We start from the raw sequence: 25,811 nt of genomic DNA on the forward strand, positions 1-25,811 counted from the left end.
ACAGCACCTAATATTTATAAATGTTTGTTAAAACCACCTGAGACATCTATTGCCGCACCTGTGGTGTAAGATGCCAATGGTGATGCCAAGAAAACTAAAGCCCGAGCAGGTTCTTCAGGACGGCCTAAACGCTGCATAGGAATACCGCGGTTTTTTGCGATATTGCCTGTCCACTCTTCCCACGACTGGTTTAAGTCTGAGCGAGTTTCATAACGGCGTTTCCACTGCGCAGATTCAACCATTCCAAGTAAAATCGAGTTAACACGAACGCCATATTGAGTAAATTCATGTGCCAAAGAATGGGTTAAATTCAACAGTGCAGCTCGTGCAGATGAAGTCGCAATCATGTGCGGTTCCGGCTGCAATGCCAGTAACGAGTTCACATTGGTAATTGAGGCATTTGCCGACTGTTTTAAGTCGTCGAGAAAAGCCCGTACCGGATGTAAAACACTGAAATATTTCAGCTCGATTTCTTTCATCCAGTCTTCATCTTGCGTATTTTCAAAATTTGAAACACGACCTTGCCCAGCATTGTTAATGAGCATGTCCACATTGCCCAAATTGAGTTTGACGTCTTTAGCAAATTGCTGAACTTCTTCTTTTTTCAATACATTGCATGCTTTGGTAAAAATATTGGCATGCGGATATTTTTCTAAAATATAGTGCTTAGAAGCATTTAAACGTTCTTCATCGCGACCACACCAAGCTACTTTTGCACCCTCTGCAACCAGTATTTCAACAGCAGCCAGCCCAATCCCAGATGAGCCACCGGTAACAACTGCAACTTTTCCTTCAACTTGGAAGCTCATAATCCTTAATCTCTCTTACGATTGTTCCTGAATCGTCAACATAATTTGGTTAAATGCTTGCGGTTGGTCGACATAACTTAAATGTCCGGCATCTTCTATGACGAAGCGCTGTTCCAACTGCAATTCCTGAGCAAGCGCTTGTATACCTAACGCAGGAGTGATTTGATCTTGCTGCCCTGCAATCACTGTGCATGGGACTTTTAAATGGGTTAAGTAATTACGTATTTCGTCATATGCAAGTAAGTACGATGCATGTGTGAAACCCTGTAGGGTCAACTGTTGCATCACCTCTGAAACTAAGGCTAAGGCTTGTGGCTCTTGTTTATAAATCAAATGAGGTCCACGGCTTTGGGCCATTCCTTTAGCACCAAGTTCTTTCAACATTTTTGGTCTTTTTTCAAAAACCTGAATTTGTGTTTGTTCATCGTGGCGTTGGTAGCCCTGAGCTAAGTTAGCGACAACCAAGTGTTCCACTCGCTCTGGGTAAAGTGCAGCAAATGCACTCGCCTGTAAGGCACCTAACGAATGTCCGACCACAATTGCTTTTTCAATTTTTAAAACTTCGAACAATGCTGCCAAACGCTTTGCGTAGTCGGTAGCATTCGGCAAATCAGTTAAAAGTTCATCTGATTTGCCATAGCCCGGTGCGTCCCAGGCAATGACATGAAAATGATGAGACAGCACTTCAAGTTGGTTCACCCAAGAAGCAGAACCTGAACTAATGCCATGTAACAGCACGAGGTATTCGCCCTGACCGGCTTCTCGATATGCTTGTTGCTGGCCTTGAACAGTCACCGTTTTAACCGGAAATTCTGCTAACTTTTCAATGAGTGTCATCATTTTTATTCCTTTCCCTTAACTCACATCATCAAGCGCTTAACGTTTGATTTGAGACAATGGATGCTCTGGTGGATAGTTAGGAATCGTCGGTTTACCTGTTCCTAACATTACGCACATCAAGGCATCTTCTTGACCTGGGTTAAATAGACCACGGTAGATTCCCGGTGGAATTGAAATCAGGTCACGCTCTTTTAAACGGGTTTCGAATTTTTCGCCGTTGTGCTCAATGAACAAATCAATTTCGCCGCGGAGCATAAAGAAAACCTCTTCAACGTCATGGTGAATGTGCAAAGGACCTTCACACTGTGGTGGCAACACCATGGTCGAAAACGTAAAGTTTTCTGCTGGTACAGTGTTACCGTCATTTGCAACACCTGTTGCGCCTGTACCCATGTAACGCATTTGAGCACGGCGATATTTTGGGTCGTAATCGGCTTGGAACTTCAAAGCCTCAAAGTCATATTTACGTGTCTCAAAGCGAGCAATACGCGTGTTTAACCAATCTTCTAAAGAAGAATTTTCTGGTTGTGCCCACGATTCGAATTGTTGTGTAGTCATTTTTTAAACTCCTATACAGTGAATTAATATCGTTTTAAAAGAGGAACCAAGAAAAATGACCCGATGACAGCGACAGCAGCCAAGAAGGTAATTCCCAAATTAAAACTATGTGTTTGCATCACGATGTAACCGATAAGTACAGGTGCAATTGCACTTGCAAAATTACCCAAACCGTTAAATATTCCACCCGCAGTCGCCCCTACATTTGAGGTGGTTACTTTTGCAAGCAGAGCAAATACAGCGGCCACTCCAAAACCCCAAGCCATCGCACTTAAAGACATCGCTGCAATAATCAATAATGGCTCGGTCATGATGACCATCACATACATGAAAATGCCTGCGAGTAATAAGCCGCTAAAGACTTGAATTGCGCGGCGGTTTAATTTGTCAGATAAAAATGCGCCGATCACTTCGCCAATCAACATGGCAATGAATGGAAAGCTTGAATACATCCCAAATTCTTTGAGGTTAAAGCCTTTGTCTTGCATTAAATAAGAAGGAACCCAGCTATTTAAGCCCCATAAATAAGTCATCAATGCAATGTTAAAGAAACAAACCAGCCAGAATGCTCTATTACTCAAAAGTACCTTGGTATTGGCAATATGGCCTTTGAAATTGGTACGTTTACTCTCGCCTTCAATTTCCACGGTTTTCTTGAGTTGCAAATTACGCAAACCGAAAACAATGCTGAAAATAGCGATTAGCGTTAACCCAGCCATCACAAAAAAAGTGGTATGCCAGTCATGGTGTGCCAAAACACTTGCCGTGATTGGGAACCCAAGGAATGCACCAATTGGTGTTCCAAGTAAGAACATGGTTGAAGCACGAGCTTGCTGACGGTCTGTATATGTCTGTTTTACAATGGTATAAGCCAAGGCAAACAACGGACCTTCTGCTAAACCTAACAGCACACGTAAAATCAACATACCCGAATAACTGGTGGTGAACCCCATGCAAAACATGAGTAAACCCCATGAAGCTACACTCCAAAACAGCATTTTCTTTGGGCAGAAGATGTCACCCAAAAAGCTTAGAAAGACTGAGGAAAAACCATAAGCAAGTAAGAAACTTGTCATGAGCCAACCTAATTTGGCCTTATCTTCATCAATTCCCATAGCACTTTGAAAATGAGGATCTGAAAATAAAACCGCAATACTAATTTTGTCGAAAAATGCCAGTACCACACACACCATAAGGACAAAAGCAGGTACCCAATGCTTTAATCCACTTTTTTCTTCATTACTCATGTGTCATTCCTTCGATTTGGTAATGAGAACCAGATTTAATGTTTACGGTTTTAACTTCATGACATTAAATTCAGAATCTTCTAACAGTTTTGGGTCTAAAACAGTGTTGGCTTGCATCCAACGTTTTGCCAGTTTGACCAGTTTAGAATCATTAATGGCAATCATGTTGAGCAAACGATTTTCATGGTCCAGATATAAATAACTCACCTGATCTTCACCGCCTTGGCGAATCACTAACTCTTTCGTTTTTTCAGGTTGATACGTACCTAATATCTGGATATTAAAGTGGTATTGATCAGACCATAACCATGGAATATCGGTATATTCAGTTTCAATACCCAACATCGACTTCGCTGCGGCAATTGCCTGATTTTGTGCATTTGCCCAAGACTGAATGCAATAGCCCAAACCCGGATGAATCGCGACATCGCCTGCGGCATAAATGTGTTGATCTGAAGTTTGTCCAAAGCAGTTCACCACAATGCCATCTTTCACATCGAGACCAGCGTGTACACCGAGCTCTTTAGCAATCTCGGCACCCGCACCCACCACCACACAGTCAAACAATTGACTATTTTGAGGATGGTTTACCACTTCAACTTTTTGATGAGGTGCTTCAACCAAGTGAAGGCTCTTGCTGTCTAAATGAATTTTTGTGCCTTGGGTTTCATGCATGTTTTTTAAAAATGCAGAGACTTCAGGGCTCACGCTTCTTGCACATAAACGGTCGCCATATTCAAAAATATGAACGTCTTTACCTTGCTTACGTGCAGTTGCCGCAATTTCAAGACCAATCCAACCACCGCCAATCACAGCGACATTTTTTGCATGCTTTAAAATTTCGGCTAAGCGTTCACAGTCATGCACATTACGTAATGTCACAACATTTGGAATGAACTGCCATGTATTGACTGGTACACGTGCACGGCTTCCTGTTGCAATTAGTAATTTGTCATAGGGCAAAACCTGACCACTTTCGAGATGAACCTGTTTTTGTTCACGATCAACTTTTGTCGCAATTTCCGGTTTGTGCCATTGAACATTGAACTCTTGAACCTGTTCAGGAGAGAACAGATTCAAACTTTCATAAGTTGCTTCTTTTGAAAGTACTTGCTTAGACAGTGGCGGACGCTCATAAAACACTTGATCTTCATTTGAAACCACGTGAATTTCGCCCACATAACCATTTTGGCGTAGTGTGCTTACTGCCCAACCCGCTGCCTGTCCGGCACCTACAATTACGATCTTTTCCATAGCCATCTTCCTTGTTCAGCAATACCTGTTAAACAGGCTTCACCTGACGGCGGGTTGTGTCATCAAGACCACCCTCAATCGCCCACTCGGTGAAAAGCTCTAGACGATGTTCTTCCACACGTGGCTGCCATTCTTCTGTCAAATAATCATCGTTGGTGTAATATTCAAATGCACCGCCCAATGGTGAGTTGACGTACCAGAAATAAGCAGAAGAAATTGGATGACGTCCCGGCCCAATAAAAGTTGACCATTCAGAACGATTCATGTTTAAACCACCCCCAATCACCTCGTGGATATCACGTACGACAAAAGCAACATGATTTAGGCCAGCAGGTTTATTTGGAACACTGAGTAGGAATAAATCATGGTGATAACCTTTACCGCGGCAACGTAAGAATGCACCACGATTTTTGTAGGCATCAGACAAATGAAAGCCTACTTTTTCAATATAGAAATTTTCAGTTGCTGCTAAATCTGGTGTGAAGAACACGACATGTCCAATCGCAACAGGTTGACCTTTTTCATATACAGGACTTGCCGCATTCACACGTTGAATATTGCCGTATTGGTTAATGCCTTCCGTTTTAAGTTCTTGAACATCTTTCACAAAACTTTGTTCAAAACGAATAGTCATGCCATTTGGATCAAGGCACTGAACTGTATTTTCAGAACGCTTAAAACCATTTACATCGGCTAGGCGGCCTGCCAAGTCTTCAAGGTCTTGAGCATGATCAACACCCCACGTGACTTCACGTAAAGTTGAACCTTGTTCAATCGCAGGTGGTAGACGGTCATCATCACAATTAAATAGATAAATCTTGCTACCGTTTTGAGTCTGATATAAATCAGCGCCTTCAATATCAGAAGCACTTTGGTTTAAACCAAAATCTGCTAAAAACTTGTTTGAAGCGGCTCTATCTTCAACTCCAAACTTTAAAATCTCGATCCCTGTAATCATTTGACTACTCCTTAGTTAAAGACAAAACCGCCATTGACCGGAATATTTTGACCTGTCACAAAAGAGGACAAATCCGACAGTAGATACAATGCTGTCCCATTTAAATCTTGTGGAAGTTGCTGACGCTGAATCGCTCTTCCGTTGACATATAAATCATGACGTTCCTGCGGTACATATTCAGTTGCTTCAACTAAAGTCAGACCCGGAGACAATGTGTTGACACAGATATTGAACTGCCCCAACTCTCTTGCCATCGAACGTGTCATGGCAAAAATTGCACCTTTACTTGCCACATAAGCCATCAGGTTCGGTGCGCCCCATAACGCAGTATCTGATGCAACATTCACAATCTTGCCAGCAGCCGACTGCTTTAAGTGTGGAACACATGCCTTACTGATCAGCCATGTGCCTTTTACATTAATATTCATGACCCGATCCCAAAGTTCAGGATCATAATCAATCATATTTTTCCCACCTACATTGGTTGCAAGCGCCGCACAGTTCACAAGGCCATCTAGCCCTTTTAACAGCTCAACACTTTTTGCTACCGCATTTTCAATAGAGTCTGCATTGGCAAGGTCAACGGTAACAGCATGAACATTCAGTCCTTGTTTTTGCAAAGCTTGCGCTTCTTGTTGCACCAAGTCAGATAAAATATCTGCCATCACAACTTCAGCACCAGCCTCGGCAATCGCTTGGGCGAAATCTCGCCCTAAACCACGTGCAGCACCAGTCACTAAAACTTTTTTGCCTTGCAGCAACGCTACATTAGCCATGAGCTTCTTCCTGCATCTCGATACGGTTTGATGCATTTAGTGCAGCAATTTTCTTTAATTGCTTCTCAGCTTCTTTCTTCATTAAACGGCGTAAACGTGCAAGACCCACATCGTGTTGATATAAGAATTCTTTTTCACGAGCATTTGGTGCAAGGTTTTCTAAAATAATGCGGTCTTGTTCCAACACATCCCAATGCAACTGTTCTAAGTGATTGCGATATAAGAAACGCCATACATTACGTTGCCAGCCACTTACTTTACGGCAGCGCCAGAAAAATACACGGGTATTGTTGGCATCAATTGGCGTTGCATAACCTACAATCCAAAATTCGCCACCTGGACCAAATTGCTTACGATACGGAATTGAAAGACGTAACCAACTTGCACCTGTAGAGCCATATTCAACCCAGTCGAAGTTCACACCCGTTTGGCCTTCTTTTTCAAAAACAAAACCATTATCGGTTGTACGATGCTTCATCTCTGCGGTACGTTCACCATCTGCCATCGAGTGCGATGTCGCGTGTAAATATGTACCGTGCATTGGGTCCATCACGTTATCAATCGCATATTGATGGTTTACTTTCCAGTCGGCTTGGCAAAGGAACGCACTCCACTCTTCGCTTGCAAGTTGTTCTGGGAACTCAAGTGGTTTTGGCTGTTCATTTGCGTCGATACCAAACCAAATAAAAATTGCGCCATGCTGTTCACTAACTGGATAGCTTTTTAAGCATTTGGTTCCTGTCATTGGACATTCGTGAACGGCTGGTACATCTGCAACCACACCATCAGCACGAACTTCAACACCGTGATACCAACAAGCAACTCGATCACCTAAGTTCCAGCCTAATGAAAGACGAGCACCACGGTGCGGACAGCGGTCTTCAAGTGCGTGTACCTGACCTTCGGCATCACGCCAAACCACAATGTTTTCACCCAAACGGGTAATTCCGACCGGATTGGCAGCCACTTCCCAACTTGCTAAAACCGGATGCCATTGATCACGTAAACCGAGTTCTAAATATTCTTCAGCGCTTTGTGAAGCTGATACGATTGCGTTCATTTTATTCTTCCTTGAATTAATAACCTAAACGTTGCATTTCTTCTGTAAAGCTCGCAGAAGTCCATTCATCACCAGATTCACAGCGGAAACCCTGCTGATTAAGTGCAGAAACAACGTCATCTAATGCTGTTGCGCCCGCAGAAAATGCTTGAATCAAGTTCTTTACAAAATCTTGTTCGTAGACGGTTGGTTCTTTATAACGTGTTTGCCAAACCAACAATTCAGATTGACCAGGAATTTGAATATTGTTGATGCCTGCATCGGTTGCCGGCGTTGCATGAATCCAGCTTGCCAACTTTTCATTAAATGTCTTCATTGTTCTGCTTCCTTGTACCTGTGAGGACTAGAGTTGAATTTGAATATCTTGTCCTTCAACACGAACTGGGTACGTACATAGGTTTCTACATCCCGGTCCACTTTTTAGCTCACCTGTCTGAATGTCAAAAATTGCTTCGTGCAATGGGCATTCGACAGTTTGATCTTCGATAAATCCTTCGGTTAATAAGGCATATGCATGAGGGCAAACATTTTCAATCGCAAAGTAATTTTCATCGACGAAAAATACGCCAATTTTCTTCCCTTCAATTTCGATGGCTTTCGGCTCATCTTCGCTAACGTCACCCTGCTGACAAATTGAGATCCAACTCATACCTTGCGTCCTCATTTTGTTTTATATACAAAACATAATTTGATTTTCAAAACATGAGCTAAGCATAATACCCTTGATCATTTTTTGTCAAAGTAAAAATAAATAGATAATTCATTGGTTTAATAAATTTTAAATATTTTGTTACGTTTCAAACAAGAAACAAAGTTTTAAATATAAAAATTGTTTTATGTATTTTTAACAATTACAATAGTTCTAAAATAAAGCAGCATGCCCCAAATTGAACCTTGTTTTATTTATAGGAAAACGACACGAATGAGCCTAACTATTGAAGAAGATTCGCAAGAATCAGAAACAACAAAAAATGATGATCGATATTTAGTACCCGGCCTTGTACGGGGTTTAGCCATCTTGCAAGCATTTAACCAACAAGCACAAGAAATGACGATTACAGAAATCGCTGAAATTTTAGAAGTGAACCGTTCTAGTGCATTTCGTCTAATCTATACACTCGAATCTTGTGGCTATTTAAGAAAAGCTTCTCAAAAAACTTATGCACTTGATTCAAAAGTCATGGAATTAGGTTTTAACAGTTTATCTAAACTTTCATTGCTCGATTTATCGACGCCTTTAATGAAAGAATTACGTGATCAAACCAAACTTGCCGTGCACCTTTCTATTTTAGAAAGCACACATATTGTCTTTGTAAATAATATTCAGTCGATGGGAACCTTCACGAGCAACATTAGCTTAGGTACTCGCTGGCCTGCTCATGCAACCGTGATTGGTCAAATGCTATTGTCTGATTTACCTGAAACTGAAGTACGTCAGCGTTACCGTAACTTTGATGATTGGGATAGTTTTTCTGAACTAACTCCAACCAATTTAAAAACCTTATTGCAAAGATTAGTTTATGTAAAAACACAAAAAATGATGGTGAGCTGGGGTCATTATAATCATGATATGGCAGCCTGTGCGGCACCTATCTTTAAACAGTCAAATGGCAAAATGGTGGCGGTTATCTCTGTGAGTTGCCCAATTACAACTTATGATGAAAGAACGTTTAAAGAAGATATCGCAAGCCTAGTCGTTGAAACAGCAAACAAAATTTCAAAATTTATTTATTAAAAAAAGCGACGTTAAGTCGCTTTTTTTTGCAATTTTACTTCACAAATTAAAAATTACGCTTAAATACGTTCCCATTCATATCTTGAAAAATAAGTGCCGAATGGTTTTCTTTAATATCAAACTTTAAATACTGCTGTTTAAATTGTACAACAGCATAAAACTCTTCAGCACCGTCATCTAAGCCAGTGGCAGAAATCTGGCTGCCTTGTGGGAAATCTTTGAGCCACGCGACATTATAAAAATCTGACACTGAACTAAATTCACAATACTGTTTTGGCTCTGCCATTATTTTTGCAGCAATCAGATCAAACTGTTGTTGTTTATAAACATCTAAGCTCAACAACATGATCACTCTCCAAATTAAAGCTGGTTAGAGGCTAAAAGCTGTTTCTTTTTAACCTTTTCCCATTGATACCAACCATAAGCTGCCATCAAAACAAATGCTGCATATAAAGCAGCTGTTAAAAATAAATCTTTATAGATAAACATGCCCACATAAATAATATCGACAAATACCCAAAGTACCCAAGTCGCAATATGCTTACGACTGGTCCAATAGGTTGCCAGCAAGCTAAATGCTGCAAGCTGTGAGTCGAGCATCGGTACTGCTGCATCAGTAAAGTTTTTAAGAATTAAACCAAACAGTAAGCCACCTACCGCAGCAATAATCATTTGGATGATAGCCGTTTGAAATGCAATAGGTTCAATTCGAATGTCGTGATCTTGCTGCTTTCCTTTAAACCAATAGTAAAAGCCATAAAAATTTACGACCATAAAAAAGAACTGCAAAATCGTCTCGCCATATAGCTTAAATTCGTAAAACAAATAGGCATATAAAACAAAGGCAAAGAAATTAAACAACCAACACCACATGTTACGGATGACAGTTAATCCGACTCCAATGAGACTAATTAAGACCGCAAAGATTTCTAGAGGTGACATAAAACAGCTGCTTATTGAGATCCATTTGACAGGGTATTATGAGAAAAATATGAAGCTAAGCAAACTACTAATTTAAAGTAATCAAAAAAACCATGTCTCATGCTTGAATCTAATTTGTACTTTTTCATTTATATGTTATAAAAATATCATCTATATTTTTAATATACTTATCATGTTTTTATCTAAAGCCCATTGTTGTCTAGCGCGTCAATCATACGCCCCAGAGATTAAGTTCGATGTGGTCAATTGGCGACGTCCTTATTTCAGACAATTTGGCGCTTTGGATACGAAAATCGAGATATTTAATTTGTAATATATTCCCTGATTTTCATCACAAGCCGCCATAAAACGCGGCTTTTTTTTATGCCCTTTTAAAACACTAAAGAACAAACTTTCTGGAGCTTTCTATGAAGCCATTATTTGAACAACAGAATATATCCACCCCGCAGATTCAGCCGGCTGTAGCGCCATCTTTAGCTCCGACTCGCATTGCTACAGCCGGCCAATTTATTGCTGTCGTCATTATTTGGTCGCTTACTCCACTCGCGGCCGTCTGGACAGTACAAGAAATTCACTGGGCATGGGGATTATTTATTCGATTCAGTTTGGCAATTCCAATCGCCTTGCTGTGTCTAAAATTTTTTCGTTTAAAGCTCATTTTTAGTAAAAAAGCTATTTTAAGTTACTGTGCTGGAGCCATTGGCTTATTTGGCTCTATGGCGTTTTGCTACATGGGTGCAGATAAAGTCCCCTCTGCCATTATTTCAATTATTTATGGCACCTCTCCGTTAGTGTCCGGACTCATTAGCTCCTTTTTATTAGGACGTGAACGGTTTTCAGTATGGCAATGGCTTGGACTCGGTATTGCTCTTGTCGGGATGAGCTTTACTTTAGGTCTGTCTTCATCAGGTTTTCAGCTCAACCGCGTCGGTATTATGTTAGAACTGATTGCGATGCTGTTTTATGTCTTGTCGACGTTTGCCGTGAAATCTGTCGGAGCCCATATTCCGCCCATTACACAAATGACAGGTGCTACCCTTGTCTCATGGGTCGGTTATGTATGTTTGTTACCTTTCTTTTGGTCACATCTTCCCACTGAATTTCAAAGCCTGAAAATTTCGCTAGCAGTATTCTACAGCGCGGTCTTTTCCTCTGTACTTGCCATGATTTTTTATTATCAACTCATCAAGATACTACAACCGACGACTGTGCTACTTATTACTATTATCACCCCCGTCTTAGCTACATTTTGGGGGACATGGTTTAATCATGAACAGCTCAGTTCACATCTTATTTTAGGTCTAACCTTATTATGCCTAGGGTTATTGATGTATTCACGCCGTCCAACATAATATTTATAACCTGATTGAGAACACTCATCAGGTTATTCTCCCCCTCATCTTTACATTAACCTTAATAATAAAAACTTAGTTTTCTTTTAATCGCCCTTCTATTTTTGTTTACGGAATAGTCAACAAATTGTATTTGACACTTTTTAAACGATCGTTTAAAAACTTATTAAAAATAAACAAAGGACATCGGAAAAATGTCAAATCAAGAAGGAAAAGTCAGCCGTGAAACCCGCGGACATATTTTTTTAATTGGTCTAGATCGGGCAGCAAAACGTAATGCCTTTGATAGCCACTTGATTAAAGATTTATCACTAGCACTTACCGAATATGAAAATAATGATGCTCTTCGCTGTGCAATTATCTTTGCTCATGGTGACCATTTTACGGCCGGATTAGATCTAGTTGAGTTACAACCCAAGCTCGCTACAGGTGTTTTTGATTTTAGTGATGAAGAAGTTAACCCTTGGGGTACAGTTGGGCGAAAACTGAGTAAACCTTTAATTGTTACGGTACAGGGTTATTGCTACACCGCTGGTATCGAACTATTTCTGAATGCAGACATTGCTTTAGCAAGTGAAAATACTCAGTTTGCACAGATGGAAGTTCAACGCGGCATCTTACCTTTTGGTGGAGCTACTGCGCGCTTTACTCAAGCCGCAGGTTGGGCCAAAGCCATGCGCTATTTGTTAACAGGCGACAGCTTCGATGCTAAAGCAGCTTTTGATATGAACCTGATTACAGAGATATGCCCAGAAGGTACGGAGCTCAACCGTGCAATAGAACTGGCTGAACATATTGCTCAAGCTGCGCCACTTGCTGTAAAAGCAACCCTCGCCTCTGCCCGTGAAGCTATAAATGAAGGTTATGAAACTGCATTTAGTCAATTACAGGGCCATCTCCATCCCCTCTTAAAAACTGAAGATGTTCAAGAAGGTGTTTTTGCCATGGTGCAAAAAAGACCGCCTGTTTTTAAAGGTAAATAAAATTCATCACGCTAGAAAAATAAAGAGAAAAGCAATGCAACCAGCAACTCAAATAAATGAACAGCTCAGCCAAACTGTACAATTTCCAGCTTTAGATGGCTATCAACTCAAGGGCACACGTTACTTTACAACGACACTAGCTAAAGCAAATATTGTCGTTGCGGGAGCAACGGGTGTGCCACATGAGTTTTACCGCCGCTTTGCTGAATATATGACGCAATTTGGCTATCAGATATTTACGTTTGACTATCGAGGCGTTGGAAAATCGAGTCCAAAATCTTTAAAAGGATTTGATATGTCTTATTTAGATTGGGGACAATATGACTTAGCAGGTGCGATTGAATATTTATCAAAAGAACCATTACCTCTTTTCATGGTTGGTCATTCCTATGGTGGCCATGCGCTAGGTCTACTACCTAATCATGATAAATTATTGGCCTGCTATACATTTGGTACAGGTGCTGGCTGGCACGGCTACATGCCACTGAAAGAACGTTTTAAAGTTCAAGTGGTCTGGAATATCGTATTTCCACCCATTGTTGCCGTGACAGGTTATTTGCCTTGGAGCAAATTTAATATGGGTTCTGATTTACCCCTCAATGTTTATAAACAGTGGCGTAAATGGTGTAAAAACCCTAAGTATTTTTTTGCTGACCCAGAACAACAACACTTAATTGAACAATATGCCTCTGTCAAAACCCCAATTTATGCAGTCTCTGCCCTAGATGATGATTGGGCTTTACCTACTTCTTGTCGGGCATTTATGCAGCATTATCGACAAGCTCAAGTTTCATACGTCAGTCTTCAACCTCAAGATGTTGCTATGAAAACCATTGGCCACATGGGTTATTTTAAAAAAGATGCTGAACACATCTGGAGTAAAATCCGCACCACTTTTGATGGTTTTTTATAAAACTGCTTTATGTTTTGGATAATGTGAAATGAGACCGCAAAAACTGACCAAAGAAGACCTGCTTAAGCACTGCGCTTTGCAGTTTAAAACTTATGGATATGCAGGAACGAGCATGGACATGCTGGCAAAGGCTTGCGGCCTCACCAAAGCTTCTTTTTACTATTATTATCCAAACAAAGAGGCACTTTTGCTTGAGGTGTTAAATGGCACTCATCAATATTTAATCCATTCTTTATTTGGAACGACTGCAAATTCAGAACTCTCAGCCATTGAACGTTTTGAGCAAATGCATAAACGTGCTGTTCAGTTTTTCACCCAAGGGGTGAACGGTTGTCTGATTGGGGTGATTTCAATGGAAGCGGCGTATGGTTCACCTGAAATTTTAGCCAAAATACGCAGTATTTTTCAGGACTGGCAACTGGCTATTCAATCTATTTTTGCGAAGAACCTTGCTCAAGATCAAGCTGAAATTTTAGCAAAACAAAGTATTGCTGATTATGAAGGTGCGATCTTAATGTACCGTGTGACTCATGATGAGTTTTACATCGATCAAGTTAAGCAACGTATTCTTGGACTTCTTAATTCTTAAAAAAATAAAGCCCACTTAAAGTGGGCTTTATTTTATGGCTAATCGTTATTCAACTCTCACGATTTTACCTAATTCATCGTGGTGAACGACTGTAATTTTTTGGCTACGCCCCTGCTCAATTTCATGTTCAGGTAAATCAAAATAGCGTGAATAATCATCAGTCTGTTTTGCTTTAAGCGCACTGCCACCGACACGGCGCTCTGGTAGCACATGGCTCCATAACAATAAGCAAATTGCACAAGCAATTAATGCTGTAAAGCCATGTTCAAGTCCTACACCAAAGGCACTAAATAAACGGTGTACCAAATGAGTTTTTTGTAGTTCAACCAATAGCCATACAAACACGAACGGACGCCACAACAACAACCAAACCGCCCACATCATGGCTGTGCTTGTTGTAGAAGCATAGCGTTTATGCCATGGTAATTGACGGCGTAAATCAATAATCAACGAATCTGTCTTCATTTCTCTCTTTACCTAACGAAGTGCTGTGGTTTTTCCCCAGACATCAATACAGCACGATCTTTAAAATCTCATGACTCTTGCATTTCATTCTAGCGAATGCCCCGATCCGGGCTCACCCAACGTGCTCGTTTCTCATCTCCACGTCGTAAGACTTTTGGAAATGCCACAATGGTTGCTGAAATAGTGATTAGCCAAAAGACCAATGGATACCAGATCATCCAGAAATAGTTTTTTCCTAGATGCGGTTCATAACGACTATCCATCCACTTGCTTAAAGCAAACTGAATTAGACAGGTTGCCCCCAATAAAATACCGGTACCATACGGTAAAAATGGGGAGCTCACAACAGCTAATGCAGGGAGTGGTAAAATAAAATGTACCAACCACAACAAAGCCATTGCCAGCATTAAATATGACCACACTAAAGTTAAGCAAAGCTCAAACATTAAAGGCCATAAAAAATTCAATTTTGGTTTGGTGAACACATCAATATTTTTAATTAATACTTGTGCACCACCCATTGCCCAACGTAAACGTTGTTTCCACAACCCATTGAGGGTTTCAGGCATTAAAATCCAAACCAAGGCATTCGGTTCAAACTCAATATCCCAACCTGCACGCTGTAACTTCCACGTAATATCGATATCTTCAGTCAACATATTGGGTGACCAATAATCGACTTGGTGAACGGCGCTTTTACGAAAAGCCGTAATTACACCAGATACGGTAAACAAGCGACCAAAGGTACGTTGTGCACGTTTAATCATGCCTACAATCGAAGAAAACTCACCGACCTGAATACGTCCCAATAAAGTTGAACGAGTACGAATACGTGGGTTTCCAGTAACGGCTGCAACTGTTGGATTTTCAAGGAAATGACGAATCATCCACTTTGCTGCATGTGGATCAAGTAAAGCATCACCATCAATGCCAATTAAGAATTCGGCATCAGTCATTAAGCTTCCAGCTTGCAATCCCATGGCTTTACCTTGGTTTTGCGCCAAATGAACAACACGTAATTTTTCATGTTGTTCTGCTAAACGATCAAGTACTTCACCTGTATTATCTGAGCTGCCATCATTAATCGCAATGACTTCAAAATGAGGATAGTCCAGTTTTAAAGCATGGCTAATGGTTTCCTCTGCATTATCCCCTTCATTAAAACAAGGAACTAATACAGCGACTTTTGGATAACTTTCTAAAGGAGCTGGTTGATCGTAAGGCGGAGCCTGACGTTCTTTCCAATAGAAAATGATCGCACCCATCATCCATAAATACGACATGAATAATGGATAATAAAAAACGAATTTTAAGGCATGCGACCATATTGCAGCAAAGATTGTCATGTTTCAGCCCCGACTACGGCACAAGACGAGATGATTTTTCGGCAAATGCTTTATGCATTACGTCAACATCTGGGTGATCTTTGATTGGGTCATCAGGGTAATATCCGACATGCATTACACCTTGCTGATAAAGTGAGTGAATTGTTGCTGCCATTTCAGTTGAAGGTACCTTTTCATTTTTACGCCAATCGGTTGCCTGTAATTCAAAAACGGTTTTCTTAATGCCATTAGGATATTGTTTCACGCGATCAACCATGTCTTTATAGAACTGATCTGAGTTATCGACCTGCTCCATATAAGGCATTGCCATAATAGCTGTAAAATCGTAACGCTTTAATGACTCTTCAAGCGATTGTGAATACCAGTTTTCTGCATATGGTTTTAAAGCTACCTGCGCATATAAGTTACGCGCAGTGACCAAGAACGGTTCATATTGTCGCACGTCATCAACGAGTTGCATTGCAAAATCATCTAGATATTTTGTCTTATATGCAGTCCATTTCTGTAAGTCTTGATCGTTTTCACGAATTTTTGCTAAATCTGTTGGCAAACCTTGTTTCGCATAAGCTTTTAAAGCATCAGGACTTGCATCTTCATAATCAGATAAGGTGACGTCGTCATGGAATAAAAGTCCGTTAAACGGCGTTGATTTAGCTAAATCCTGATAAATTTCACGAATAGTTTGGCGTGCATCTTTTGAAAACGGACTTAAACGTATATACCCCATATTAAGGTGTTCACCCGTTTTTTCCTGCTGAGTCACGACTAAGTCCTTAGAAACAGGGTCGGTTTTTGGTAGTTCCCACGCCAATAACGGCATCCATGCATAAATACGGCTTACAGAAGTGCGCGTTTGAATTTGCCATGCAACACGGTTAAACAAGTCTGCACGCATTGGAATGTGGCGGTTTGGGAAATAAACCATATCAGCAGAACCATTCGCATCTGGATCTGAAAATGCCTGTAAATAAACTGTATTTACACCCATGCCATTAATTCGATCTAACAAGTGACCTAGATTACGCTCTTGTTGTTTCGGGTCTGGATCATAAATATAGTCCAAATCGACATGCATGATTTTTTGCGGACGGTTATTATCCGTTAAATTTAATTCACGGTTTTTAATTTCTTGAGCCAAATCATCAGTTGTCATTCCGCCCTCTACCAAAATACGGCTCATATTTTGTAGAGATTGTTTTGCGTGGTCTGCCCCATCATCAAGTGTAATGGTCACAGGCATGCCTAAATTTTTTGCAATTTGGACAGTTTGCATATTATAGCGACCGTATGGCCAAACCATAACACGTGGCGAACGTAAGCCATGCGCTTTTAATAAGTCATTATTCTTTTTCAGGTCGCTATAGATTCGTGCCTGATATTGTTTATCGTTTTCATATGTTTGTGTTTTAACATCATAAAAACGTGTGGTCGCAGCAGGTTCAGAGTTGCCTTGCGGGTTGCCCGTAATACCACGATGCAAATGATAGCTATGATTCGCGATTTCGACTAAACCGCTGTCTTGCATTTCTTTAAGTTCATTCCAACTCAAGATCTTATCGCGAGAGATTTCCTCACCAGAGAAGTCAACTTTTTGGCCAGCTTTTGGTTCTAACCATGAACCTACTACAGCCAAAACAACCGGAATTTTTTTTGCTTTAATAACAGGATATACATTTTGATAAAAAGACTGATAACCATCATCTACGGTCAATAATACTGGCTTGGTCGGTAGTGGATTTTTACCTTGATGCGCACGAATTAATTGATCAACCGTAATAAAATGAAACCCGTTTTTTTGTAGCCATTCAACATGCTGTGTAAATTGTTGAGTAGTGACTGCATATTGAGGGATCATTGCATTTTTTGTATCAGTAACTTCATGATAGCCAATGACCGTAAGTGTTGAAGCATCGAGTTTTTGTGGTTTAGCCAATGCCATACCAGACATGCCTGTAAGGGCCAATCCAAGCGTAAGATTCAACAAAGGAGATGCAAAGCGGATAATCATGAAATAGCGTCTCAATAACAATATAGATTATTTATGTGAAATTTGAAGTTAAGACGCAAACTTTCTGAAATTTGGTCTTAATATCACACTGCCCACAAATGAACAGTTTTTCAGTCAGCATTTATAATCAAATAATCTGAAAATAATCTTAAATATTCAAAAAGCTAAAATATAAATTATGAATGTATTTATATTTAAAGCTCATATAAACAAGAAAGCCCCCTCAAGGGCTTCTATTTTTCACTAATCACGAGTTTTGACATCAAATAATTCAATTTCAAAAATTAAATTAGAATTAGCTGGAATAATCTTACCCATTTTACGTTCACCATAAGCCAAATGAGAAGGCACGATTAATTTACGTTTACCGCCAACTTTCATTCCCATGATGCCTTGGTCCCAGCCTTTAATGACACGCCCTGTTCCAATTACGCATTCAAAATAGTTACCACGGTCAATTGAAGAGTCGAATTTAGTACCGTCTTCTAACCAACCAGTGTAGTGAGTCGTAATTAAAGCACCTTTAACAGCTTCTTTGCCTTCACCTACTTTTAAATCGATAATTTCTAGTTCATTTGACATGGTTTACCCCTTAAATCGAATTTCTAAATAGCAATTGGTACTTAGTGTACCAATTGAATCTGTAGAATTTGTTGCGCTTTTCTATTTTACTGTAACTGCGTCCACACAACATTTGCCTGACCCTTTTCACCTAAAAGCGTCCACTCTGTGTCCATGACATTTAATTGTAGCTGCATGGTGCGTTCACAGATTTGTTCGAGCTCAGCTGTGCTTTGAGGAGCAATTTGCCAAACCTGAACGTTACTTAACGTTTTAATTTTACTGTTTCGCTTCCACCATTCTTCGACTTGTGTGCCATAAACAACAACCGCAACTGTTTTACAGCGCGAACTGGCTTTTTTGACTTTATCTTCAGATGGTAAACCCACTTCAATCCATGCTTCTAACTGACCTGTTAAATCTTTTTGCCATAATGCTGGTTCGTCAGTTTCAAAAAGGTCTTTAGTAAACTCAAGCTCATCACTTGCAAAACGGGCAAAGGCCATCAAACGAACCATTAAACGTTCTAAAGTTTCTGAAGGATGCAAGGCAAGTGTCAGTTGGTAATCACCATAAATATGGTCATCCATATTGGCAATATTCAAGTCTGCCTTATAAATTGTTGCTTTAAGCGCCATGATTAATATGTTCCAAAATTTGGCGCTAAGGATACTCGATTTTAGGTAAAAATTTATAAAAAAACTGAGCAATCCACAACATAGTAATTGGAAATTTGCATATTCTTCCAAAACGCTTTGCTTGCTTGAGAGTTGGCCGGCTTTTTGCTTGAAAGAGAAATATTCTCCTCTTGCTAAAATTGATGACTTATGTGGCAGAAGCTTAAACGTAGTTTATTTTTACAGGTTCTTTGCGCTCTCTTTCTTGGAGTTGCAGTTGGGGCTAGTTTTCATGATTTCTCCCTATCTTTAAAGCCTTTAGGTGATGGTTTTATTTCTTTAATTAAAATGCTGATTGCACCAATTGTGTTTTGTGTCGTTGTGCTCGGCATTTATGGTGCAAATGACATCAAAAAAATGGGCAAAGTCGGTGCAAAAACCATTCTCTATTTTGAAGTGGTTACCAGTATTGCTTTAGTTTTAGGCATTATTGTGGCTTATGTATTTAAACCGGGCGTCGGTATGAATATCGATATCAGCCATTTAGATGCAAAAGATTTAAGCACCTATACTGAACGCGCCCATGAAATGCACACAGGTTCGGAATTTCTACTCAATATTATTCCAAAAACATTCACTGCCGCTTTTGCAAACGGCGATATTTTACAAGTTTTATTAATCGCTATTTTATTTGGTGTATCACTCCTTTTAATTCCTAAACATTTGGCAGAGTTAGTACGTCAGGCGCTTGAAGCTTTTTCTGAAGTCTTCTTTAAAATTATGGGTCTGATTATTCGTTTAGCACCTATTGGTGTGTTCGGATCAGTGGCCTATACCACTGCCAAATTTGGTTTAGATTCACTTCTACAATTGGGCTATTTGGTTCTACTGTTTTATGCGACCTGCATTTTATTTGTTGTTGTGGTTTTAGGTTCAATTTTAAAACTTACCGGTCTCAACATCTTCAAATTTGTGGCTTATTTTAAAGATGAATTAGCCATTGTTTTGGGTACAGCATCTTCTGACTCTGTTTTACCTCAAATTATGAAAAAACTCAGAAATCTGGGAATCAAGGATTCAACCGTCGGTCTGGTCATTCCTACGGGTTATTCTTTTAACTTAGATGGGTTTTCAATTTACTTAACTTTAGGGGTGATCTTTATTGCGCAAGCCTGCAATATTGATTTATCCACTCACGACCTATTGGCTATTTTGCTGGTTTCACTCATCACATCTAAAGGCGCACACGGTATTCCTGGCTCAGCTTTAGTTATTCTTGCAGCGACCTTGTCAGTTATTCCAAGCCTTCCTGCGATTGGCTTAGTACTTCTATTGTCTGTAGATTGGTTCATTGGCATTATTCGTGCCTGCACCAACTTAATCGGTAACTGTGTTGCTGCTGTAGTAATTGCACACTTGGAAAAAGATATTGACCATGCTCAAGCCAAAGCTGTGTTAAATACAAAACCTTAAATCTGCTTTAGAGAACATTAAATCGTTTTCTTTTAATGTTCTCTATTCTTTAAGCTGACAAGCAAGTAACGCCGTTTCAAAAGCCAACCAATCGTGATTATGTTCACTAATGATTTCAATACGGTTATCAATACCCTCTTCACCAGACTTATAATTAAACTGATCAGGATTAAAGTTAAAAACTTTCCAACCTTGATCTGTATTAAAAATTCCCTTAATTCGCAGCCAGTCTTTTTGTGCACATAACACATCGAGCAAAGCATAAAACTCAAATTTCCAGCGTTTAGGCAATTTCCAACCCGCGACAATATAACCTTGTGCCGACTCCACATAATGATACGGTAACTGCTGAATTTCTTTTACCACCTCAGTTTCAGTCATTTGTTTTTGAAGTTTAAGTAAAGGTTGAATAGAGCGTTCTGTTAAACGAGCAGCCACATCAATTTTATTTAACGCTAACTGACCATGTTCAGTTTTAATCCACTCTTGTTGATAAGGCTGATATTCTTCTTTTAATAACTCAAGTGCCTGATCATCTTCAAAAGTCATCACATCAGTATGTGAGACTACAACAATCTGAGCAGCTTTTAACTGATCTTCATAGAGGTTTTGCTTGACCCAGTTTGTATCATGTAAACGGCTACCATCTACAACAGTAATTAATGCTCGCATGGCTAAACTACTTTGCCAATGCAGTTCAGTCAGTTGATCAAATAACTGCGAAGGATGCCCAAGACCAGTCGGTTCAATAAATAGTCGGTCTGGCTTTTGTTCACTCAATAGACGAGCTAAAGCAATATGCATAGGCAATTGACTGCTACAACATAAGCAACCACCTAATAATTCTTTGACTGCATATCCTTCATCTTGAGGTAAGAGTTGTTGATCCACTCCAATCTGCCCAAACTCATTCATTAATACAGCCCAGACCTCATCTTTAGGTTTCTGACTTAATAAATGCTGCAATAACGTGGTTTTCCCCACCCCTAAAAAACCGGAAATAATATGGGTAGGAACAGTTTTTTGGGCAATAAATTTCACGAGTCACTCAAATTGGAACGGTCTAAAACATTTTAGGTATATCACTCTTTTTTGTCATGTAAATGATTTTTAAACTTGGGTGATGATTCTTTAATTTTTACTTAACAAACCAATAATGAGACTTACTTCTCATTTAAAATCTAAATTAACTTTAAAAAACCACAATTCAAACGGAATATTCTATTTATATGCATTCACAATTCATGCCAGAGTGTTAGGTTTACGTAACACAATTGGTTTTTTTTCATTCAAGAAGAAATATTTTTACACATTTTAAGGTGTATTTAAGCCGGTTAACTTTACAGATTCCGCACATAAACGGCCCGTATATTTCATATTGTTAAGATAGGCGTAATAGATTGTTAAGTTAATTGATGTAATCCAAACCTCGGCTTAGCATGTGTCCTAGCTTAGTCATTCAGCCATACACGTTTCATGTAGGTATGAACGATTAGGTTTGATTTACTTTTTTAATGAATTTAAGGATGCCATAAAATGAAATTAGCTAAGACTCTACTTGCAACAACTTTAGCTTTAACTGCTGCTTCAACTTTCGCTGCTTCTAAACATGAACAAGCACACAGCACTGCTGGTGAAGAGAAAGTTGTTGTTTCAACTCAAGAACAAGCAAACACAGCAAATGCTGCATCTGATGCTGTAGGTTCTGCTTCTGAAGCTGCTCCTGCAACTCGTTAATTCTCTCAGCACTCTCCTCCAAGCTCAGAGATAATTTTACTGAAATGAAAAATGGATGCTGAATTTCAGTAAAGAAGAAAAGGATCGAACCATGCTGCGGTTCGATCCTTTTTTTTAAGAAGATTTTTTATACATACTACAAGATGGGTTGTGATTTTCTTGTAGACGTAAAACCTTACGGTGCTCGGCTGCTTCAAAGCGGCAACGTTTCCACTCAGTATTTAGATTTAATTGAGGCACTTCACATGGCTTGCTCTGTTCATCAACAGCAACCATGGTGAAATAACAGCTATTGGTATGGCGCACTGTACGCTTCTGGATATTTTGGGCTTCAACACGTATTCCCACTTCCATTGAAGTACGGCCTACATGGTTAACACTTGCCAAGAAGGTTACCAGCTCACCCACATAAATAGGTTCTTTAAAATTCACCTTATCTACAGATAACGTCACCACGTAGCCACCCGAATAACGACTCGCACAAGCGTAAGCGACTTGGTCTAGTAGTTTTAGAATCGTACCACCATGAACATTACCTGAAAAATTTGCCATATCAGGCGTCATCAAAACTGACATCGTCAATTCAGACTGATCATCAGTTGCTGTGGTTATTTCATCTAATGTAGGCATAGCTCAACTCTGTGTCTTAAAACAAGCTCAGTCAACATTATGGTTGATAATTCACAAAAAAAACATGATTAAATCCACAACATGGCATTGTATTTTTTAATATCTCTGATTGTTTTTTAAAATCTAATTTTTTAAAGCATTATTTTTAAAGTTATTTTTTATAGCTGCATCATTTATTTTAAAGTTTTATAGAACATGCTATGCCATTTTATTCCACGCTTAATGGCATAGCAGGGTCTTACAGATCACTCGCTATACTTTAGTAATAACGCCTGTCACACCATTAATAATCATATCAATGGCGATCGTTCCGATTAATAAAGCAGATAAACGTCCCACAATGTCGAAATAACGGTCGATATGCTTGGCATGTTTATAGCGTAAATGATCATGTGAAAATTTCATCAAAATCAAAATACTACAGGTTAAAAACAAGGTGAAGGCAATCACTAGGGCTGCCTCACCAATTGACATTTCAATACCTGTAACCACAGCGGCACTAATAGTTCCGGGGCCAATCATAAATGGCATTGCAATGGTGCCAGCCAGATGTTCTGGCGCTCCACGCATTTCACCAATCGTATCGGCACCCTGAAAAACATAACGATAGCCAATGACCAAAAAGATAAGGCCTCCAAAAATCTGGAAGGCTTCAAAACGTACATTCAGATATTTACTAAAAATTGTTTCGCCGCCCCATGCAAATAGCATGAACACGACAAAAGCAATCAAGCTTCCCTGAATCAGTGCTTTATTAAACACCTTTGTTTCTGAATGGCGGATTAGGCCAATCATATAAATGCTCATTAAAAATGGATTGAGCAAAGAGAAAAATAAAGCAAAAGAATGTAGATAAGGAGAAGCCATGCATTGTCCTCTTAAGCTTGTGGATCTGGGAACAAAGGTCGGTTCCCTGGGCTAATACGATTAATATGTAAGAACGTCATATGTCTTTCATATTTATCTAAAATGTCATTAATAACCTGTTCCTTACCGTAACCAACGAGGTCGTTATCTTGAGAACCATCATAAAGATAGGTTTCAAGTCGGTAATAGAACTGTTTACCCCGTTTCACACGTTGACTGAAATTCGGTGCGCTATAGCGTACGGGCCAGATCTGGTAAACAAAGTTTTGTTCTTCTTCCAAATGAATTGTGAAGTCGAGATGGTAAAGCGTATCTTCATCTTCGAGTAGCGTTTGCTGCACATCCACATTCATTCCCTGCTTAATAAGTTCATCAGCAACGGCCTGAACTGCTGGTCGGCAGACAGTGTCCAACATGCGCAGAGTTTCAGTGGTTCCCGGATGGTGCATCACTCGGGTTAAACGCTGCTTCCAATTCAAAATATCAACATTACCAACCACTGGAGCTGCATTCATACTGCGGCTGGCCTGCCTATAATCTTCAAGCCTTAAGGACTTATAAAGTCCTGCCATAACAAGGAACATCACGAAACTAAACGGCAATCCCATAATGATGGTTGCGTTTTGCAAAGCCGTAATCCCGTTGGTCATCAGCATTGCCAGTGTGAGCAAACCAATCGCAATTGCCCAGAACACACTCAGCCAACGCGGAGCATCATTATCAATATGCGTTAACTTGGTGGTGAAGTTCCCTAGAACCAGCGCTCCCGAATCGGCAGAAGTCACATAGAACAAAAGCCCTGTTACGGTGGCAATTGAAGCAATAAACGTAAAGCCCGGATATTGTGCTAACAAATCATAAAAACCATGAGCCGGATTCGCCAACACAGTAGCAGCTAAGGTTTGGTTCCCTTCAAAAATAACGCTGTGCAACGCACTATTACCAAAAATAGATAGCCACGTGATCGTAAATAAAAGTGGGATAATTAAAGTACCAGACACAAACTCACGAATGGTACGCCCTCTTGAGATACGCGCCAGAAAAAGTCCTACAAATGGAGACCACGCAATCCACCATGCCCAGAAGAACAAGGTCCAGCTACTCATCCACTCTTTAGGCTGTTCAAACGCAAAACTTTGTAAGGCCAAAGACGGGAAACGGCTTAAGTAATCACCAACATTTTGAACAAGGGCATTGAGTAAAAACTCAGTATTTCCCAAGAATAAGATAAACAGTAAAAGGCCAATCGAAACATAAATATTGATTTCAGATAAAATCCGCAGGCCTTTATTCACGCCTGATGTCACCGAAATAATACTGATCCCAACTGCGATGGCAATCAGGGCAAACTGCATCCAGATATTCTCTGGTAACCCCAATAACACATGTAGCCCATAATTTAGCTGTACCACCCCAATCCCGCAGGTCGTTGCAATACCAAAAATTGTCCCGATAACGGCAGCTGTATCAACGCTATGCCCAATTACACCATTAATTCTTTGACCAAAAATTGGGTAGAGTGCAGAGCGAATGGTAAGCGGCAGATTATAACGATAGCTAAAATATCCCAATGACATGCCAATCAAGGCATACATACACCAACCAGTTAAACCATAGTGGAACAATGTCCAGACCATACTTTGACGTGCTGCTTCATAAGTCTGAGCTGCACCTACTGGCGGTTGCATATAATGAGATAAAGGCTCAGCGACCGAGAAGAACATTAAATCGATACCGATACCGGCCGAAAACAGCATGGCAGACCAACTCAGTAAACTAAACTCAGGTTTTGAATGCTTAGGTCCTAGCTTAATATTGCCATATCTTGAACAAGCAATAAAAATCACAAACGCCATGTAAAGTGTTGCGGCAAGCAAGTAATACCAACCAAAGGTTGAGGTTACCCACTGAAGTACGGTGTTCATGATTCGGTTTGAAAAATCGTTGAACAAAAACGTGACGAGAGAAAAAATTAAGATAAGTACAGCTGAAAAATAAAAAACCACACGGTTGAGCGGGTCTTTTTTAGATTTAGATAATGTTAAATCATCAACTGCTCTTGGATTATCTGTTGCCATACAATCCTCAAGG

Annotated in this window: 28 protein-coding genes; 7 read left to right on the plus strand and 21 right to left on the minus strand. The window is 39.9% G+C overall.

All coding sequences use genetic code 11. From position 1 onward, the window contains the following. Positions 1 to 14: 14 nt before the first annotated feature. The 10 genes from F935_RS10740 to F935_RS10785 are packed head-to-tail and all read right to left on the minus strand — an operon-like array spanning position 15 to position 8,151. Complete coding sequence (locus F935_RS10740; protein ID WP_016138957.1) at positions 15 to 809, minus strand: SDR family oxidoreductase; 795 nt, start codon at positions 807 to 809, stop codon at positions 15 to 17. A 15-nt stretch (positions 810 to 824) separates the two neighbouring features. Continuing rightward, positions 825 to 1,649 (minus strand): alpha/beta fold hydrolase, encoded by an 825-nt coding sequence (locus tag F935_RS10745; RefSeq protein ID WP_016138958.1) that lies wholly within the window; start codon positions 1,647 to 1,649, stop codon positions 825 to 827. 36 nt (positions 1,650 to 1,685) lie between these two features. Then, positions 1,686 to 2,207, minus strand: a complete 522-nt coding sequence (locus F935_RS10750; protein WP_003653112.1) for a cupin domain-containing protein — start codon at positions 2,205 to 2,207, stop codon at positions 1,686 to 1,688. Between the two features lie 23 nt (positions 2,208 to 2,230). Further along, complete coding sequence (locus F935_RS10755; protein ID WP_016138959.1) at positions 2,231 to 3,454, minus strand: MFS transporter; 1,224 nt, start codon at positions 3,452 to 3,454, stop codon at positions 2,231 to 2,233. A 42-nt stretch (positions 3,455 to 3,496) separates the two neighbouring features. Next, a complete protein-coding gene (locus F935_RS10760) occupies positions 3,497 to 4,708 on the minus strand; it encodes an NAD(P)/FAD-dependent oxidoreductase (RefSeq protein WP_016138960.1) in 1,212 nt (403 codons plus the stop codon). A 28-nt stretch (positions 4,709 to 4,736) separates the two neighbouring features. Beyond that, positions 4,737 to 5,666, minus strand: coding sequence for a VOC family protein (locus F935_RS10765; protein WP_016138961.1), 930 nt, complete (start codon positions 5,664 to 5,666; stop codon positions 4,737 to 4,739). An 11-nt stretch (positions 5,667 to 5,677) separates the two neighbouring features. Continuing rightward, the gene (locus F935_RS10770; protein ID WP_016138962.1) at positions 5,678 to 6,442 is read right to left on the minus strand and encodes an SDR family oxidoreductase; all 765 of its coding nucleotides are present in this window, start codon (positions 6,440 to 6,442) and stop codon (positions 5,678 to 5,680) included. After that, entirely contained in the window at positions 6,435 to 7,502 is a 1,068-nt protein-coding gene (locus tag F935_RS10775; RefSeq protein WP_004641722.1) for an aromatic ring-hydroxylating oxygenase subunit alpha, read from the minus strand. The genes F935_RS10770 and F935_RS10775 overlap by 8 nt, the downstream gene beginning before the upstream one ends. Before the next feature lie 16 nt (positions 7,503 to 7,518). Continuing rightward, the gene (locus tag F935_RS10780; RefSeq protein WP_003653124.1) at positions 7,519 to 7,818 is read right to left on the minus strand and encodes a recombinase-like helix-turn-helix domain-containing protein; all 300 of its coding nucleotides are present in this window, start codon (positions 7,816 to 7,818) and stop codon (positions 7,519 to 7,521) included. Positions 7,819 to 7,845: 27 nt separating this feature from the next. Continuing rightward, a complete protein-coding gene (locus tag F935_RS10785; RefSeq protein ID WP_003653126.1) occupies positions 7,846 to 8,151 on the minus strand; it encodes a non-heme iron oxygenase ferredoxin subunit in 306 nt (101 codons plus the stop codon). 273 nt (positions 8,152 to 8,424) lie between these two features. Here F935_RS10785 and F935_RS10790 point away from each other — a divergent pair, with 273 nt between their 5' ends. Further along, the gene (locus F935_RS10790) at positions 8,425 to 9,237 is read left to right on the plus strand and encodes an IclR family transcriptional regulator (protein ID WP_016138963.1); all 813 of its coding nucleotides are present in this window, start codon (positions 8,425 to 8,427) and stop codon (positions 9,235 to 9,237) included. Positions 9,238 to 9,283: 46 nt separating this feature from the next. On the opposite strand, the gene F935_RS10795 is transcribed toward F935_RS10790, so the two are convergent. Beyond that, positions 9,284 to 9,583, minus strand: a complete 300-nt coding sequence (locus F935_RS10795) for a hypothetical protein (RefSeq protein ID WP_016138964.1) — start codon at positions 9,581 to 9,583, stop codon at positions 9,284 to 9,286. 14 nt (positions 9,584 to 9,597) lie between these two features. Further along, positions 9,598 to 10,179 (minus strand): nicotinamide riboside transporter PnuC, encoded by a 582-nt coding sequence (gene pnuC / locus F935_RS10800; RefSeq protein WP_016138965.1) that lies wholly within the window; start codon positions 10,177 to 10,179, stop codon positions 9,598 to 9,600. 407 nt (positions 10,180 to 10,586) lie between these two features. On the opposite strand from pnuC, the gene F935_RS10805 reads away from it, so the two are divergent. The 4 genes from F935_RS10805 to F935_RS10820 all read left to right on the plus strand — a co-directional run bounded on the left by F935_RS10805 (position 10,587) and on the right by F935_RS10820 (position 14,016). After that, positions 10,587 to 11,531, plus strand: coding sequence for a DMT family transporter (locus tag F935_RS10805; protein WP_016138966.1), 945 nt, complete (start codon positions 10,587 to 10,589; stop codon positions 11,529 to 11,531). Positions 11,532 to 11,725: 194 nt separating this feature from the next. Next, a complete protein-coding gene (locus F935_RS10810) occupies positions 11,726 to 12,514 on the plus strand; it encodes a crotonase/enoyl-CoA hydratase family protein (RefSeq protein WP_016138967.1) in 789 nt (262 codons plus the stop codon). A gap of 34 nt (positions 12,515 to 12,548) precedes the next feature. Next, the gene (locus F935_RS10815) at positions 12,549 to 13,427 is read left to right on the plus strand and encodes an alpha/beta hydrolase family protein (protein ID WP_016138968.1); all 879 of its coding nucleotides are present in this window, start codon (positions 12,549 to 12,551) and stop codon (positions 13,425 to 13,427) included. 28 nt (positions 13,428 to 13,455) lie between these two features. Beyond that, positions 13,456 to 14,016 (plus strand): TetR/AcrR family transcriptional regulator, encoded by a 561-nt coding sequence (locus F935_RS10820; RefSeq protein ID WP_016138969.1) that lies wholly within the window; start codon positions 13,456 to 13,458, stop codon positions 14,014 to 14,016. 45 nt (positions 14,017 to 14,061) lie between these two features. Here the strand turns inward: F935_RS10820 and pgaD are convergent, their stop codons facing one another. From pgaD to F935_RS10845, 5 genes are all read right to left on the minus strand, one after another. After that, on the minus strand, positions 14,062 to 14,481 hold the full coding sequence (gene pgaD / locus F935_RS10825) for a poly-beta-1,6-N-acetyl-D-glucosamine biosynthesis protein PgaD (RefSeq protein WP_016138970.1): 420 nt from the start codon (positions 14,479 to 14,481) through the stop codon (positions 14,062 to 14,064). An 89-nt stretch (positions 14,482 to 14,570) separates the two neighbouring features. Continuing rightward, positions 14,571 to 15,827, minus strand: a complete 1,257-nt coding sequence (pgaC, locus tag F935_RS10830) for a poly-beta-1,6-N-acetyl-D-glucosamine synthase (protein WP_035366226.1) — start codon at positions 15,825 to 15,827, stop codon at positions 14,571 to 14,573. A 13-nt stretch (positions 15,828 to 15,840) separates the two neighbouring features. After that, positions 15,841 to 17,835, minus strand: a complete 1,995-nt coding sequence (gene pgaB, locus F935_RS10835; RefSeq protein WP_016138972.1) for a poly-beta-1,6-N-acetyl-D-glucosamine N-deacetylase PgaB — start codon at positions 17,833 to 17,835, stop codon at positions 15,841 to 15,843. Positions 17,836 to 18,078: 243 nt separating this feature from the next. Beyond that, positions 18,079 to 18,417, minus strand: a complete 339-nt coding sequence (locus tag F935_RS10840) for an FKBP-type peptidyl-prolyl cis-trans isomerase (protein ID WP_016138973.1) — start codon at positions 18,415 to 18,417, stop codon at positions 18,079 to 18,081. Between the two features lie 86 nt (positions 18,418 to 18,503). After that, positions 18,504 to 19,034, minus strand: coding sequence for a YaeQ family protein (locus F935_RS10845; RefSeq protein ID WP_016138974.1), 531 nt, complete (start codon positions 19,032 to 19,034; stop codon positions 18,504 to 18,506). A 189-nt stretch (positions 19,035 to 19,223) separates the two neighbouring features. On the opposite strand from F935_RS10845, the gene dctA reads away from it, so the two are divergent. After that, positions 19,224 to 20,486, plus strand: a complete 1,263-nt coding sequence (gene dctA / locus F935_RS10850; RefSeq protein ID WP_016138975.1) for a C4-dicarboxylate transporter DctA — start codon at positions 19,224 to 19,226, stop codon at positions 20,484 to 20,486. Between the two features lie 42 nt (positions 20,487 to 20,528). Here the strand turns inward: dctA and F935_RS10855 are convergent, their stop codons facing one another. Continuing rightward, positions 20,529 to 21,527, minus strand: a complete 999-nt coding sequence (locus F935_RS10855; protein WP_016138976.1) for a CobW family GTP-binding protein — start codon at positions 21,525 to 21,527, stop codon at positions 20,529 to 20,531. Between the two features lie 495 nt (positions 21,528 to 22,022). On the opposite strand from F935_RS10855, the gene F935_RS10860 reads away from it, so the two are divergent. Continuing rightward, on the plus strand, positions 22,023 to 22,223 hold the full coding sequence (locus F935_RS10860) for a hypothetical protein (protein ID WP_016138977.1): 201 nt from the start codon (positions 22,023 to 22,025) through the stop codon (positions 22,221 to 22,223). Between the two features lie 114 nt (positions 22,224 to 22,337). Here F935_RS10860 and F935_RS10865 read toward each other — a convergent pair whose 3' ends face one another. The 3 genes from F935_RS10865 to F935_RS10875 form a co-directional block, all read right to left on the minus strand. Further along, positions 22,338 to 22,853 (minus strand): acyl-CoA thioesterase, encoded by a 516-nt coding sequence (locus F935_RS10865; RefSeq protein WP_003653152.1) that lies wholly within the window; start codon positions 22,851 to 22,853, stop codon positions 22,338 to 22,340. Between the two features lie 252 nt (positions 22,854 to 23,105). Further along, the gene (locus F935_RS10870) at positions 23,106 to 23,720 is read right to left on the minus strand and encodes a MarC family protein (RefSeq protein WP_003653161.1); all 615 of its coding nucleotides are present in this window, start codon (positions 23,718 to 23,720) and stop codon (positions 23,106 to 23,108) included. Between the two features lie 11 nt (positions 23,721 to 23,731). After that, entirely contained in the window at positions 23,732 to 25,798 is a 2,067-nt protein-coding gene (locus tag F935_RS10875; protein WP_005048485.1) for a choline transporter, read from the minus strand. Positions 25,799 to 25,811 lie beyond the last annotated feature (13 nt).

Origin of the sequence: Acinetobacter calcoaceticus ANC 3811 (genome assembly GCF_000399665.1) — a bacterium.
Taxonomy (GTDB): Bacteria; Pseudomonadota; Gammaproteobacteria; order Pseudomonadales; family Moraxellaceae; genus Acinetobacter; species Acinetobacter calcoaceticus_B.